This is a genomic window from Citrobacter sp. TBCP-5362 (assembly GCF_005406305.1).
GTDB lineage: Bacteria > Pseudomonadota > Gammaproteobacteria > Enterobacterales > Enterobacteriaceae > Citrobacter_B > Citrobacter_B koseri.
The window spans coordinates 4,206,063-4,220,716 of record NZ_CP040234.1; the positions used below are offsets into that span (position 1 = coordinate 4,206,063).

Annotated in this window: 13 protein-coding genes and 1 pseudogene; 2 read left to right on the forward strand and 12 right to left on the reverse strand. The window is 52.5% G+C overall.

Going from position 1 to position 14,654, the window contains the following annotated elements; translation table 11 throughout:
• Nucleotides 1-212: 212 nt before the first annotated feature.
• From tyrB to dnaB, 3 genes are all read right to left on the reverse strand, one after another.
• Complete coding sequence (gene tyrB / locus FD428_RS20005) at nt 213-1,406, reverse strand: aromatic amino acid transaminase (protein WP_071257673.1); 1,194 nt, start codon at nt 1,404-1,406, stop codon at nt 213-215.
• A 148-nt stretch (nt 1,407-1,554) separates the two neighbouring features.
• Nucleotides 1,555-2,634: an alanine racemase gene (gene alr, locus FD428_RS20010; protein WP_114848704.1), complete on the reverse strand. Its 1,080-nt coding sequence runs from the start codon at nt 2,632-2,634 to the stop codon at nt 1,555-1,557.
• Nucleotides 2,635-2,752: 118 nt separating this feature from the next.
• Nucleotides 2,753-4,168, reverse strand: a complete 1,416-nt coding sequence (dnaB, locus tag FD428_RS20015) for a replicative DNA helicase (protein WP_012134629.1) — start codon at nt 4,166-4,168, stop codon at nt 2,753-2,755.
• A gap of 81 nt (nt 4,169-4,249) precedes the next feature.
• Between dnaB and FD428_RS20020 the strand changes: the two genes are divergently transcribed.
• On the forward strand, nt 4,250-5,233 hold the full coding sequence (locus FD428_RS20020; protein WP_114848705.1) for a quinone oxidoreductase: 984 nt from the start codon (nt 4,250-4,252) through the stop codon (nt 5,231-5,233).
• 176 nt (nt 5,234-5,409) lie between these two features.
• On the opposite strand, the gene pspG is transcribed toward FD428_RS20020, so the two are convergent.
• From pspG to tssD, 5 genes and pseudogenes are all read right to left on the reverse strand, one after another.
• Nucleotides 5,410-5,652 carry an envelope stress response protein PspG gene (gene pspG, locus FD428_RS20025; protein WP_012134631.1) on the reverse strand — a complete coding sequence of 81 codons (243 nt, stop codon included), beginning with the start codon at nt 5,650-5,652 and terminating at the stop codon, nt 5,410-5,412.
• Nucleotides 5,653-5,814: 162 nt separating this feature from the next.
• Nucleotides 5,815-6,852, reverse strand: coding sequence for a tRNA dihydrouridine(20/20a) synthase DusA (gene dusA / locus FD428_RS20030; protein ID WP_012134633.1), 1,038 nt, complete (start codon nt 6,850-6,852; stop codon nt 5,815-5,817).
• A gap of 215 nt (nt 6,853-7,067) precedes the next feature.
• Nucleotides 7,068-7,754 carry a DUF2931 family protein gene (locus FD428_RS20035; protein WP_114848707.1) on the reverse strand — a complete coding sequence of 229 codons (687 nt, stop codon included), beginning with the start codon at nt 7,752-7,754 and terminating at the stop codon, nt 7,068-7,070.
• Nucleotides 7,755-7,775: 21 nt separating this feature from the next.
• Nucleotides 7,776-8,498: pseudogene (locus tag FD428_RS20040) on the reverse strand (DUF2931 family protein).
• On the reverse strand, nt 8,459-10,441 hold the full coding sequence (gene tssD / locus FD428_RS20045; RefSeq protein WP_114848708.1) for a type VI secretion system tube protein TssD: 1,983 nt from the start codon (nt 10,439-10,441) through the stop codon (nt 8,459-8,461). The pseudogene FD428_RS20040 and the gene tssD overlap by 40 nt, the downstream one beginning before the upstream one ends.
• 510 nt (nt 10,442-10,951) lie before the next feature.
• Here tssD and zur point away from each other — a divergent pair.
• On the forward strand, nt 10,952-11,467 hold the full coding sequence (gene zur, locus FD428_RS20050; RefSeq protein WP_012134638.1) for a zinc uptake transcriptional repressor Zur: 516 nt from the start codon (nt 10,952-10,954) through the stop codon (nt 11,465-11,467).
• Nucleotides 11,468-11,560: 93 nt separating this feature from the next.
• On the opposite strand, the gene FD428_RS20055 is transcribed toward zur, so the two are convergent.
• From FD428_RS20055 to FD428_RS20070, 4 genes are all read right to left on the reverse strand, one after another.
• A complete protein-coding gene (locus tag FD428_RS20055) occupies nt 11,561-11,770 on the reverse strand; it encodes a CsbD family protein (protein ID WP_024130835.1) in 210 nt (69 codons plus the stop codon).
• Between the two features lie 137 nt (nt 11,771-11,907).
• The gene (gene dinF / locus FD428_RS20060) at nt 11,908-13,227 is read right to left on the reverse strand and encodes an MATE family efflux transporter DinF (RefSeq protein ID WP_071257668.1); all 1,320 of its coding nucleotides are present in this window, start codon (nt 13,225-13,227) and stop codon (nt 11,908-11,910) included.
• 189 nt (nt 13,228-13,416) lie between these two features.
• Nucleotides 13,417-14,025: a transcriptional repressor LexA gene (gene lexA, locus FD428_RS20065; RefSeq protein WP_012134642.1), complete on the reverse strand. Its 609-nt coding sequence runs from the start codon at nt 14,023-14,025 to the stop codon at nt 13,417-13,419.
• A gap of 123 nt (nt 14,026-14,148) precedes the next feature.
• Nucleotides 14,149-14,517, reverse strand: coding sequence for a diacylglycerol kinase (locus FD428_RS20070; protein ID WP_012134643.1), 369 nt, complete (start codon nt 14,515-14,517; stop codon nt 14,149-14,151).
• Nucleotides 14,518-14,654: the final 137 nt, after the last annotated feature.

A 14,654-nucleotide genomic window follows, 5' to 3' on the forward strand; every position in this document is an offset into this window, starting at 1 on the left:
TTAATTATATTGACTGGTCAAAAAACTCTCTGACCATAACCCCAGCGGCAGGTGAAAGGAAGAATTTTCTGCGGTTTTGTTACAGAAAAAGAGGATGATCACATATGAATGGAGGGGGCAGCGCTGCTCGCCCGGTGGCGCTACCGCTTACCGGGCCTACGGGCTGCTTTGTAGGCGGATAAGGCAACGCCGCCATCCGGCAACACAATTACTTACATCACCGCAGCAAACGCCTTCGCCACGCGCTGGACATTGCCGGAATTCAGACCCGCCACGCACATGCGTCCGCTGGCGATCAGGTAGACGCCGAACTCATCACGCAGACGGTCCACCTGTGCAGCGCTCAGGCCGGTATAGCTGAACATGCCGCGCTGTTGCAGCAGATAATCAAAGTTACGGCCCGGTATCTCGGCGTTCAGGACATTCACCAGTTCCTGACGCATCGCCAGGATACGCGTGCGCATTGCTTCGACTTCCGCCAGCCAGCTGGCTTTGAGCGCCTCATCGTTCAGTACGGCGGCAACCACCTGCGCGCCAAAATTCGGCGGGCTGGAGTAGTTACGGCGCACGGTGGCTTTGAGCTGACCCAACACGCGGCCTGCGGCCTCAGCGTCTTCACAGACCACCGAAAGCCCGCCCACACGCTCGCCATACAGCGAGAAGATCTTCGAGAAAGAGTTACTGACCAGCGCGGGCAATCCGGCGCTGGCAATAGCGCGAATTGCGTAGGCATCATCTTCCATACCGGCGCCAAATCCCTGATAGGCAATGTCGAGGAACGGAATCAACTCGCGCGCTTTCAGGATCTCAATAACCGCGTCCCACTGCGAATGGGTTAAATCAGCACCGGTCGGGTTATGGCAGCACGGATGCAGCAGCACAATGCTGCGAGCAGGCAAGGTGTTGAGGGTCGCCAGCAAGTCGTTGAAACGCACGCCGTTAGTGGCGTTGTCATACCAGGGGTAAGTACTTACTTCGAAACCAGCGCCTTCAAAAATTGCGATGTGGTTTTCCCAGGTCGGGTCACTGACCCACACGGCGGATTCAGGAAAATAACGCTTCAGGAAATCCGCCCCTACCTTCAGCGCGCCGGAACCGCCCAGCGTCTGAATTGTCGCCACGCGTTGCTGCTGAAGAACCGGATGATCGGCGCCAAACAGCAACGGCGCAATGGTATGGCGATAGGTATTGAGACCTTCCATTGGCAGGTACAGCGACGCGCCGTGCGGCTGTGCATTAATCCGGGCTTCCGCTTCGGCAACGGCTTTAAGCTGAGGAATGATGCCCTCTTCGTTGTAATACAGACCGATGCTGAGATTCACTTTGTCGCTACGCGAATCCTCTTTGAAACGCTCCATAAGCGAAAGAATCGGGTCGCCAGCGTAGGCGTCAACTTTTTGAAACACGCTGTGGTTCTCCAGGTTTACAGGCAGGGGGTTAAAACACAATAAACCGGAAGCGAGAGAAGATCGAGAGGATGTTGATGTGAATATCGCCGGATGGCGGGGTATCCGCCTTATCCGGCCTGGGATCAATGCGCCACCCGGCACGCATTTAATCAATGTACTTCATCGCAACCCTTGATGTCAGGCGCGTGATAAGTTCGTAAGCACTCACTCTTGTTATTTCCGCAATGCGCTCAACGGGCAGACCTTCACCCCACAAAATGACCGGATCGCCTGCTTTGTCCTGCGCCTGAGGGCCTAAATCGACGCAGATCATGTCCATCGCCACGCGACCGACAATCGTCACTTCCCGACCGTTAACCAGCACCGGCGTACCGGACGGCGCCGCGCGCGGATAACCATCACCATAGCCCATAGCAACCACGCCCAGACACGTATCACGCTCGCTGATCCATGTGCCGCCGTAACCCACCGGTTCGCCCGCTTTATGCTCGCGAACGGCAATGAGGCTGGAGATTAGCGACATGACCGGCTGGCAGCCAAAATCTTCGCCAGTGGACTGATTTTCCAGCGGCGAGACGCCGTAGAGGATGATGCCCGGTCGCGCCCAGTCAAAATGAGACTGTGGCCACAGCAGGATGCCGCCGGAAGCGGCGATGGAACGTTGCCCCGGTTTACCTTCGCAGAAGGTATTAAAAATATCGAGTTGCTGCTCGGTCGCACCGCATTCTGGCTCATCGGCGCGGGCGAAATGGCTGACGATATTTACCGGCTGGCGCACGTTTTTACACTGCGTAAGCCGTTGATAAAACGCTTCGGCTTTTTCAGGACGCACGCCCAGACGATGCATTCCCGTATCCAGTTTCATCCACACCGTTACCGGCTCATCCAGCTCGGCGGCTTCCAGCGCGGCAAGCTGTTCCTCGTTATGCACGGCGGTATGCAGATGCTGTGCAGAGATGACTGGCAGATCGGTGGCTTCAAAAAAACCTTCCAGCAACAGAATGGGCTGCGTGATCCCACCCGCCCGCAGGCGCAGGGCTTCTTCAAGGCGGGCGACGCCGAAAGCGTCGGCATCAGGGAGCGTTCGCGCGGTCTCCAGAAGACCGTGTCCGTAAGCGTTCGCTTTCACGACCGCAACCAGCTTGCTGGCAGGCGCCAGTTCACGCAGACGTTGCAGATTGTGTCGCAGAGCGCGGCGGTTAATGACTACAGTTGCCGCTTGCATTTGAATTCCTTATAAAAAGAATCGCCAAAATCATTCGCGTTGCAGGACAAAACGCGCTGTCCCCGAAGGGGTAAGCGGGCGCAGTCAACGCATCTGCGGCGTGAATGATGAAGGAGATTTACTCGTCGTCGTATTGCGGTCCCGCATAGTTATCGAAACGCGACCATTGCCCGTTAAACGTCAGACGTACCGTACCGATTGGGCCGTTACGTTGTTTACCAATAATAATTTCTGCGATGCCTTTTAAGTCGCTGTTTTCGTGATAAACCTCGTCACGATAGATAAACATGATCAAGTCGGCATCCTGCTCGATGGAGCCGGATTCACGCAGATCCGAGTTGACCGGACGTTTATCGGCGCGTTGTTCCAGAGAGCGGTTAAGCTGCGACAGCGCCACCACCGGCACCTGTAGCTCTTTTGCCAGCGCTTTCAGCGAGCGAGAGATTTCTGCGATTTCCAGCGTACGGTTATCGGAGAGCGACGGCACGCGCATCAGTTGCAGGTAGTCGATCATGATCAGGCTTAAGCCGCCATGTTCACGGTAGATACGACGGGCGCGCGAGCGAACTTCCGTCGGCGTCAGGCCGGATGAATCGTCAATATACATATTGCGCTTCTCCAGCAGGATGCCCATCGTACCGGAAATACGCGCCCAGTCTTCGTCATCCAGCTGACCCGTACGAATGCGCGTCTGGTCCACGCGCGACAGCGACGCCAGCATACGCATCATAATCTGTTCGCCGGGCATCTCCAGACTGAAGATCAGTACCGGTTTCTCCTGCAACATCGCGGCGTTTTCGCAGAGGTTCATCGCAAATGTCGTTTTACCCATCGACGGACGCGCCGCAACGATGATCAGATCCGAGCGCTGCAAACCGGCGGTTTTTTTGTTTAAGTCCTGATAACCGGTATCGACCCCTGTCACACCGTCATGCGGCTGCTGGAAAAGGGTTTCAATGCGCGCCACGGTCGCATCGAGGATTTGATCGATGCTTTTCGGGCCTTCGTCTTTATTGGCGCGGTTTTCCGCAATCTGGAAAACGCGAGATTCCGCGAGATCCAGCAGCTCGTCGCTGTTGCGCCCCTGCGGATCGTAACCCGCATCGGCAATTTCATGGGCGACGGAAATCATATCGCGAACAACGGCACGTTCGCGGACAATATCCGCATAAGCGCTAATGTTCGCCGCACTTGGCGTATTTTTGGATAACTCCGCCAGGTAAGCAAAACCGCCAACGCTGTCCAGTTGCCCCTGAATTTCCAGCGACTCCGCCAGCGTGATTAGGTCAATGGGTTTCCCCATCTCCTGCAAACGGTGCATTTCGGTAAAAATATGCCGGTGCGGCCGGGTATAAAAGTCATCCGCCACTACGCGTTCGGCGACATCGTCCCAGCGTTCGTTATCCAGCATTAAACCGCCCAACACCGACTGTTCCGCTTCAATCGAGTGCGGCGGCACTTTCAGCCCGTCAACCTGCAAATCACGGTCACGCGCATCAGTCTGTTGTTTGTTGAAGGGTTTATTTCCTGCCATAGTGAATGGAGTTACCGAGATAAAGAATGGGTCGAAACTTTACCATATAAGTGGACCCTTACGATACGTTCTGGAGGAAGCATGGCAACACGAATTGAATTTCACAAGCACGGTGGCCCTGACGTCCTGAAAGCAGTGGACTTTACCCCTGTAGACCCGGCGGAAAACGAAATCCAGGTCGAAAATAAAGCAATTGGCATCAACTACATTGATACCTATATTCGCAGCGGGCTCTATCCACCGCCATCCCTGCCCAGCGGGTTGGGCACTGAAGCGGCGGGCGTGGTGAGTAAAGTCGGCAGCAACGTTAAACATATTAAAGCGGGCGACCGCGTCGTTTATGCCCAGTCTGCGCTCGGGGCTTACAGTTCGGTACACAATGTTCCCGCCGATAAGGCCGCCATTCTCCCTAAAGCGATCTCTTTCGAGCAGGCTGCCGCCTCTTTTCTGAAAGGGTTAACGGTCTTTTATCTGCTGCGCAAAACCTATGAGGTTAAACCCGACGAACCGTTTTTGTTCCATGCCGCCGCCGGGGGCGTGGGCCTTATAGCCTGCCAGTGGGCCAAAGCGCTGGGCGCGAAACTTATCGGCACGGTAGGCAGCGCGCAGAAAGCGCAAATTGCCTTACAGGCTGGCGCATGGAAAGTGATTAATTATCGTGAAGAAAATATCGCTGAACGGGTGAAAGAGATTACCGGCGGCAAAAAAGTACGGGTGGTTTACGATTCAGTCGGGAAAGATACCTGGGAAGCATCGCTGGATTGCCTGCAACGCCGGGGGCTGATGGTGAGTTTTGGTAACGCTTCCGGCCCGGTGACCGGCGTTAACTTAGGCATCCTGAACCAAAAAGGCTCGCTGTACGTCACTCGCCCTTCTCTCCAGGGTTACATTACCAATCGCGATGAATTGACCGAAGCCAGCAACGAGCTGTTTTCACTGATTGCCAGCGGCGTGATAAAAGTCGAGGTCGCGGAGAATCAGAAATACGCGTTGAAAGATGCGCAGCGCGCGCATGAGGTGCTGGAAAGCCGGGCAACGCAGGGATCGAGCCTGCTCATTCCGTAGTATGACGGGGAAAAGAATTAGGGCTTCCACACGGGAAGCCCTTTCTTTTTTAGTTCGGCTGTATGTAGGGTACAGCTCGATGAATTCATTAGCCGCGCAATAGTGACAGATTTGATAATCAATTCCTATTTGCTTCTAAGAAGAAAGTTACAGGTTGTGATCCTCTGCACAATACCTTAGTAAAACCGACGGTTATTGCGCTGATACTGTGGGATTTTTGGCGTTTTTACCGCTTTGATGACCCACACCACGGCAACAGCCAACAGCAACCACGGCAGCAGTTTGATCACCAACGCAAACATCCCGCCCAGGAACATCACGGCGGTCGCCACCATCAGCGCGGCCAGAATTCCCAACAATGACACGCCGGTGGCCATCAGCATGATAAAAAAGCCCATCACAAAAAGTAGTTCCAGCATGATTCCCCCTGAATATGGAATGCCCGGTGGCGTAGCGCTTTGCGGGCCGACATATTCAGACCATTACAAGAAACATGCCAAAATTAATCTATTGATTTGCAAACAAAACGCCCCGCGACTGTGCGCAGGGCGTGGTGAAATTGACTAACTTTTAGTGAGAACTTAACGCTTATCCGCCACCCGTTTCAGCGCATGTTCCAGCACGTCAATGTCGGCGCCTGCTTTATGGGCATTTTCGCTCAGATAACGGCGCCACTGGCGCGCGCCAGGAATCCCCTGAAACAGCCCCAGCATATGACGGGTAATATGCCCGAGGTATGTCCCCTGGCTCAGTTCACGCTCAATGTACGGATACATGGCGCGAACGACAGCCACAGGATCGGCGTCCGCCGTGGTCGCGCCAAAGATCTCACGGTCAACGGAGGCCAGAATGCCCGGGTTTTGATAGGCTTCGCGCCCGATCATCACACCATCCATATGTTCCAGATGCGCTTTCGCCTCTTCCAGCGACGTAATACCCCCGTTGATGGACATGGTCAGATGCGGGAAGTCACGCTTTAACTGGTAAACGCGCGGGTAATCCAGCGGCGGGATCTCGCGGTTTTCCTTCGGGCTAAGCCCGGAGAGCCAGGCCTTGCGCGCGTGGATAATAAACATCTCGCATTCGCCTTTACCGGCGACCGTATTGATGAAGTCACAGAGAAATTCGTAGCTATCCTGATCGTCAATACCGATACGGGTTTTGACCGTTACCGGGATCGACACTACGTCCCGCATCGCCTTCACGCAATCCGCCACCAGTTGCGCATTTCCCATCAGACAGGCGCCAAACATGCCGTTTTGTACACGGTCAGACGGGCAGCCTACGTTAAGGTTAATTTCGTCATATCCTCGCGCCTGCGCCAGTTTCGCGCATTGCGCCAGCGCAGCCGGATCGCTGCCGCCAAGCTGCAACGCCACCGGATGCTCTTCCTCGCTGTATGCCAGATAGTCGCCTTTGCCATGAATGATCGCCCCGGTTGTTACCATCTCGGTATAGAGCAACGTCTGGCGAGACAGCAGACGCAGGAAGTAGCGACAATGTCTGTCCGTCCAGTCGAGCATCGGCGCGATAGAAAAACGATGAGCAGGATACAGGGCTAACTTCTCTGGCATCACGTTGGTTTGCAACGTGTTTTGTGACTCTTTATTTTGATGCATTTTTAAACTTTTTAACGTATTTTTGCATTCTCGGTACCCCTGACAGGCCCCCTAAAAATGGGAGCCTACAGAGGAGAATGGAATGAGATATGGCCTACTATAGCATAGAGAAACACCCGCACGCAGATGGCACATTGAGGTTAAAAAGATGCCATGAGAAATAATGCCTGAATCATAACTGTTCGTGTGTTCATCATTGTTTCCCGTCCCTGTTATTACCACTCCCCGTAGGGGTAGGTTTTTCCTTTGATAAACGCTTCTGTATCGCTGGAATAACGGTATTCGCGCAGGAAGTCGCTGTTTGCCCCCTCCTTACAGATCGTCAGTTCATTACCCGACAGGGTGTGGATTTTCCGGGGTGTTACAGGAATGGCAGGATAATCTCCTGCATCAGGGAACCAGATCCTGACCTTGCCACCAGGCGCAAGGCCGAACAGAATATTGTTGTACCAGAAAGGATCTCCTGAACGATCAGTATGGTCTGCTGGGGTCTTCATCCTCTGCCATATGGCAGGAGAAAACATCACGCGGGTTTCGTAGGTCTGATGGTCAATGAACGAATCCCAACAGAAGATCATATACTGTGGTGGTTTATTAACTTTATTAAAAGTCACCCCTCCCCTATGGAGATTTGTCTTCCATTTGTTAACCGAATCCGGATCTTTGTCCGTATGGTCAACCGTGTTAAAAGTATAGAGATACCCGTCTGTATCAATCACCCGAGCCTGCCTCACCCGTGCTGGAAGTCGCCAGGGAGTGATAAAAGAAAAACTCCATTTCCCGTAGGGTAAAGACCAGTCGCCGCTGGCGGCCTGCTTCGACTGTAAGGGGTACGTCTGTGGGTGACTGCACCCCGCCAGCGCCAGCAGGACTGCCAGAATACGTAACCATCGTGTGCTCATCGTTGTTTCCCGTCCCTGTTATTACCACTCCCCGTAGGGGTAGGTTTTTCCTTTGATAAACGCTTCTGTATCGCTGGAATAACGGTATTCGCGCAGAAAGTCGCTGTTTGCCCCCTCCTTACAGATCGTCAGTTCATTACCCGACAGGGTGTGGATTTTCCGGGGTGTTACAGGAATGGCAGGATAATCTCCTGCATCAGGGAACCAGATCCTGACCTTGCCGCCAGGCGCAAGGCCGAACAGAATATTGTTGTACCACAGAGGCTCCCCGCCAAACAGATGATCGGCAGGTGTCTTCATACGCTACCACATTGCGGGTGAAAATATCACGCGGGTTTCATAAGTCCGGCGATCGATTAAGGAATCCCAGCAGAACACAATAAACTGCGGAGGCTTGTTGATTTTATTGAAATTAACGCTTCCGCCATGCATATTTTTGGTCCATTTATCAATGGAATCAGGATCTCTTGGTGTGGAGTCCAGTGTGTAAAAGGTATAGAGATACCCGTCGGTATCGATTACCCGCGCTTGTGTAACATATGCAGGCAACTGCCAGGGGGTGATAAAAGAAAAACTCCCTTTCCCGTAGGGCAATGTCCAGTCGCCGCTGGCAGCCTGCTTCGACTGTAAGGGATACGTCTGCGGGTGACTGCACCCCGCCAGCGCCAGCAGGACTGCCAGAATATGTAACCATCGTGCGTTCATCATTGTTTCCCGTCCATGTTGTAAACTGTTCTGAGCCATCCTGCGTCAGGCCGGTTAACGAAGCCGATCGTTTCAGAAGCAGAAACCCCGCCTTGTGGTTTACCCGTTTTACTTACGGCGACGGCATTCCAGTTTGCTGAACAGTGGATATAGGTTTTGGCGATAATTTCGATGTCTTGCCCGGAAAAACCGATTGCTGGCTGTCTCAAACGCGCGAATTTACCTATCCTTGTCGCATGTTCATAGAAAGTGAGAAGCTCACCTGGAATCTGAATATCTTTTTTGTTCTCAAGGGGTTCAAACATCACTCCCGCCTCCTTCGCCGCATCGACCATCACCCACAGAATTACTTTCGACCAGTCATTTCGGACAATACGCTGGCGCAGCGTCAGTGCGGCAAAGCTGCGCTTTTGCATCTGACCATAACGGTCAGTAGCGGCGTAGTCGTCTGACCAAACTTCAGGGGTGATTTCATTAGTACGAATAATCGGTGCGATGGCAGGAGAGGCTTCCAGAACCGGTAGTTGTGCCATAGTCTTCCGGTAAGCGCCGGAACGTTCATCAGGCTGATTTGATGGTAAAGTGTCCACCTGCGGGCGGGTAAGAAACAGATCCTCACGCGTCTTAGGCAGGTAACCGCCGCCAATGTCGGAATGCACTCCGGGTAAGGTTATCTCCGGCCAGGCAGGCGCCACGCTGTTAAGCGCAAAGTTATAGCGACATTCATGCTGAGCGGTGATATGGAAAACTTTTTGCGCCACGCCGGGTCGCAAACGAATATTGACGTCGCCCGTATCAGCACTGTGTGGATTCAGACCATTAAAGGGAGTTCCAACGGCCGTAACGGTATCAAAAATACCCATAAAGCGGGTCTTTCCTGCAGGTTTCCCCGTGTAGACCTGCTTTACCATGCCAGCATTAATGGCATTCACAATTGCGCCATCTTCTGACTGTACGCGATTCGCGAAATGACGGGCCGCCGCCGCACCGCGACTGAAGCCGAAAATATCAAACAGCAAGTTCTCAATAATAAGTTTGCCCTCCAATATACGTATTGTGGCCTTTATTGCTTCAGCCAGTTGCGCTACCGCATCGTCAGTTTTAGCGATTACACCGTAATCAGACGTGCCAAGCCCTAAGCCGATCATGCTGTCCGCTTCACCAGCCTGCGTACCTATGCCCTCAATATATACGGCATGTTGAATATATTTCCCGTCAGCAGGAAATCGTTGCAAGTACAATTCATTTAGCCAGTGTATATTTGTATAGTACCCGTAGTAGCTTGTTGCCTCTGTACCACTCAGCCCCATTTTTTCGGAAGCACTCTTTTGGAGAATTCTTTCCGCATCAGGGTTATCAATGTCAAAATGCTGCGCGGTACAAGCCGCCAGCATATTTCGCGTATTGACCGCGTTATTGCCCGTACCATCGAAGAAGATCCCCAGCACCAGCGTAACCTTTCGTTTCTCCGGCTCCGGGGGAGGAGATATAACCTGCGCCACTGGAAAGAGCTGATTATATCGTTCAGGCGTAACAAGGTAATCGAATTCAGTACCAGCGAGAAGATGCTGACAATGAATATAATCATAATCCAGCGAAATATATTCATAATCCAAACTATTTTGCCGTGATTCAGATACCAGCCGATTTAATCTTGCCCCTCTCAGTTTAATGACATAATACTTCTCCCACCGGCCAAATCTATTGATCCGATAAATATCAAAGCGCATTTTAAGATTTTCATTATTATTGATCGCATTTGCCAGTAACGGTGACGCCCTGTCAATTACTTTGCTAAAGGACAGCCCCTGATGCTTCACCCCCATTCCAGTGTTTGATATCCCCTGCGTAAGGCTAAAAACGAAAATTTCATCTTCATGTCCCTGCTGCCAACGATTCCCCACTGAAGTTGTGGTTCCACAACCAGAGGAAATATCCCCCTGATGCTCACCCTCAATGGTTACATAAATAATATCACCCATTTGTGCCCCTGATTTATTACACCACTTTTATGAGAGTAATTCTCTGGGTAAAGTAATATTTTGTGCATCGTCAAGAAATAACGCATTGCCACCACGATTTAAGAATAATAATGTTACAAATAAAAAGCAGAACAATAAATAACCTTAAAGCATACTGAACATGAATATCATAAAACTTTCATAGGTGAACGCTTATAAAAGGCCCTCACTTAAGTCTCATGGTAATTTTACTGAGCAATTTTAATAATACGATTAGCGTTAATAGATAACCGTTCAATGATAGAAAATAATACCACCGGGTGAAAGTCCAGTGACGCTATGGACTATTCCTCCCGGTTCAATTTACCCACTTACAGAAACCAGTGACAGACGCGCCGCCGTGCAGGTATTGTTTTTTGCATGAAACGGTTATGTGTAGCAACCAGAGCTGTGTTATGAGCTGCTTCTCGGCGTTTTACGCAGAACATGGTAAAGTAGAAGATTAACCTTTCACGCAATCCGAGGTGCCACATGGAAAAGACCACCACGCAAGAGCTTTTAGCGCAAGCTGAAAAACTCTGTGCGCAACGCAATGTGCGGCTGACACCCCAGCGCCTCGAAGTGTTGCGTCTGATGAGTCTGCAGGAAGGTGCGATCAGCGCCTATGACCTGCTGGATCTGCTGCGTGAAACGGAGCCGCAGGCCAAACCGCCGACGGTGTATCGTGCGCTCGATTTTCTGCTTGAGCAGGGTTTTGTTCACAAGGTCGAATCCACCAACAGCTACGTGCTCTGTCACCTGTTCGATCAGCCGACCCATAGCTCGGCCATGTTTATCTGCGACCGTTGTGGTGTGGTAAAAGAGGAGTGTGCTGAAGGCGTGGAAGACATTATGCATACGCTGGCGGCAAAAATGGGGTTCGCTCTGCGCCATAACGTGATTGAAGCACACGGGTTATGCCCGGCGTGTGTGGAAGTCGAAGCATGTCGCCACCCCGGCGAGTGCCAGCACGACCATTCTATTTTGGTGAAGAAGAAACCACGTTAAATAAATCGGGCGGCTAATCCGCAGACGCCGCCCAAAGCAAGTACGTTGAACAGAGGGGAGTACGTCCTTGTACTCACGGGCAGGAGAAGTTGATTACCAGCGGTAGTCGTTACGGTTTTCCCATTCTTTCACTTCTTTTTCCGCCTCATCTTTTGCGTAACCATAGCGTTCCTGGACTTTACCCACCAGTTGATCACGCTTACCTTCGATGACTGTCATATCGTCATCGGTCAGTTTGCCCCATTGCTCTTTCACTTTACCTTTAAACTGTTTCCAGTTGCCGCCGATTTCGTCTTTATTCATCATCAAGTCCTCATCGTTCGGTTGTGAATAGCGGGAGAACGTCGCTCAAACGCATTACGTTTTCTGCTGAACGTGAGATTAATTGTAGTCAGTGATTCGGCCTTCGTTTTTTAATTCAGAGTTTTTAACCACCGGACTCAGGCAAACCAGGTCCCTTTTCGCCAGTGTCGCCGCCAGATAAATGCCAGAGAAAGCCCACGAAGCGCCAGAAAAACGGTTAGCGCAAGCCACAGTCCGTGGTTCCCCAGCAGCGGTATCGTCAGTAGGGTGAGCGCAAACCCGGCTGCGGCGACAGCCATGCTGTTACGCATTTCAGCCGCCCGCGTCGCCCCGATAAACATACCGTCCAGCAAATAGCACCAGACGCCCACCAACGGCAGAATCACCTGCCAGATAAGATAGCGATCGGCCAGAAGCTGAATCTGCGGCAGCGAAGTCAGCAGGGCGATGATGTACTCCCCCGCCAGCACATAAACCAGCGCAAACAGCAGCGCCACAATTCCCGACTGGCGACACGCCGCCCGCCATACGTCCAGTAGCTGGCTGCCGTCCCGCGCGCCATAAGCCTGACCCGAATGGGCTTCTACCGCATAGGCGAAGCCGTCCAGCGCATAGGCAGTAAAGGTCAACAACGTCATAAGAACGGCATTCACCGCAATGATATCGCTTCCCATACGGGCGCCCAGTACCGTGATTGCGCCAAAACAGAGTTGCAGCAGCAGCGAACGCAGCATGATGTCGCGATTAAGCGCCAGCAAACGACGGAAGTTCCCGCGCCAGGCCTGTTTCAACATACCGGAAGAGACACCGCGCAAACGAAGGACTTTGCGTACCATCAGCAGACCAATTAACAGCGTGGCATATTCGGCGATGACCGTCGCCAGCGCAGCCCCCTGCACGTTCATGTGCAGCCCCATAACCAGCCACAGGTCGAGAACGATGTTCAGGATATTCCCGACAATCAGCAGGATAACCGGCGCACGGGCGTACTGAACGCCAAGCAGCCAACCAAGCAAAACCAGATTCGCCAGAGATGCCGGGGCGCTCAGCCAGCGGATCGCCAGAAAGCGTCTTGCCTGCTCCAGCACCGCTTCGCTACCGCCAACGATATGCAATGCCAGATCGATAATCGGCGTGCGCAGCAGCGCAATCAGCGCCCCCGCGCTCAGCGCCAGGATGAGTGGTTGCACCAACGCTCTCGCCAGCGCTTGCGGATTTTTCGCGCCAAAGGCCTGCGCCGTTAACCCGGTAGTGCTCATGCGTAAGAAGAGCAACAGCATGAAAAGGAAGCTGGTTGCAGTTGCGCCAATGGCAACACCACCCAGATAGACGGGGCTATCGAGATGACCAATAACAGCCGTATCCACCAGACCCAGTAAGGGGACAGTGATGTTGGAAAAAATCATGGGTAAGGCGAGGCGCCAGAGTGCTTTATCAGAGGATGTGAAGAAAGGCATGCAGATGAGCCTGAGAAAAAGTCAAATAAACCAATCGATTAATCGCCGGATGGCGGCGTAAACGCCTTATCCGGCCTACGGTACTATGGGCACATTTGCCGGATGGCGGCGTAAATGCCTTATCCGGCCTACGGGGATATTTGTAGGCCTGATAAGCGCAGCGCCATCAGGCGTTATGCCAGCGCCTGATTACAGCCATTCACCGTTACGGATAACGCCTACCGCCAGTCCTTCGATGGTGAAGCTCTGCTCACGCAGATCAACCACAATCGGTTTAAATTCGCTATTTTCTGGCAAAAGTTCAACTTTATTGCCCTGTTTTTTCAGGCGTTTTACCGTGACTTCATCGTCAATACGCGCCACAACCACCTGGCCGTTACGGACATCCTGAGTTTTATGCACCGCCAGCAGATCGCCGTCCATAATTCCGATATCTTTCATCGACATGCCGCTAACACGCAGCAGAAAATCAGCATTGGGTTTAAACAGCGAGGGATCGACCTGATAATGGCCTTCGATATGCTGCTGCGCCAGCAGCGGTTCACCGGCGGCGACACGACCGACCAGCGGCAACCCTTCTTCTTCGTCCAGAAGCAGGCGAATACCGCGCGATGCGCCGGAAACAATTTCAATCACCCCTTTACGCGCCAGCGCTTTCAGGTGTTCTTCAGCGGCGTTTGGGGAACGGAACCCCAAACGCTGCGCGATCTCCGCACGCGTTGGTGGCATACCTGTCTGGCTGATGTGATCCCGAATGAGATCAAACACCTCTTGCTGCCTGGCCGTTAACGCTTTCATTCCGCCCCCTGGGTGTATATACAGTTATGCTGTGAGTATATACAGCTAAAGGTGATTTTGGAACCATAAACTGCGCAGAAAACAGGAGTTTTATACCGTTATGGAATCTTTATCGAAAAAACCTTAGCGGAAATGTGACCATAGCAGGAGACCCCAGGTCATCAGCGCGACGAAAATAGACAGCAGCACCGCCGCAGACCCCATGTCCTTCGCGCGGCCGGAGAGTTCATGGTATTCAGAGCCAATACGGTCAACAACAGCTTCAATGGCGCTGTTAAGGATTTCAACAATCATCACCAGCATCACGGAACCAATCAGCAGTACGCGAGTAATGGCATCCACATCCAGCCAGCAGGCAATCAGCACACCTGCCAGCACGGCGATGCTTTCCTGGCGAAACGCCGCTTCGTTGACCCATGCGGCGCGAAAACCTTTCCAGGAATAGCCTGCGGCTTTAATGATTCGGGTGAATCCAGTGGTATTATTGGCCATTAAAAGAACCTTTTTGCATTATTAGCGTCAATGAAATTATATCGTTGGCCCGTATGATTCGGGCGACGGCAACGCAGCGCGAAGTATGACGGGATACACCAGAAATTCACCAGACTTTCTGATATCCTTGCAGCGCA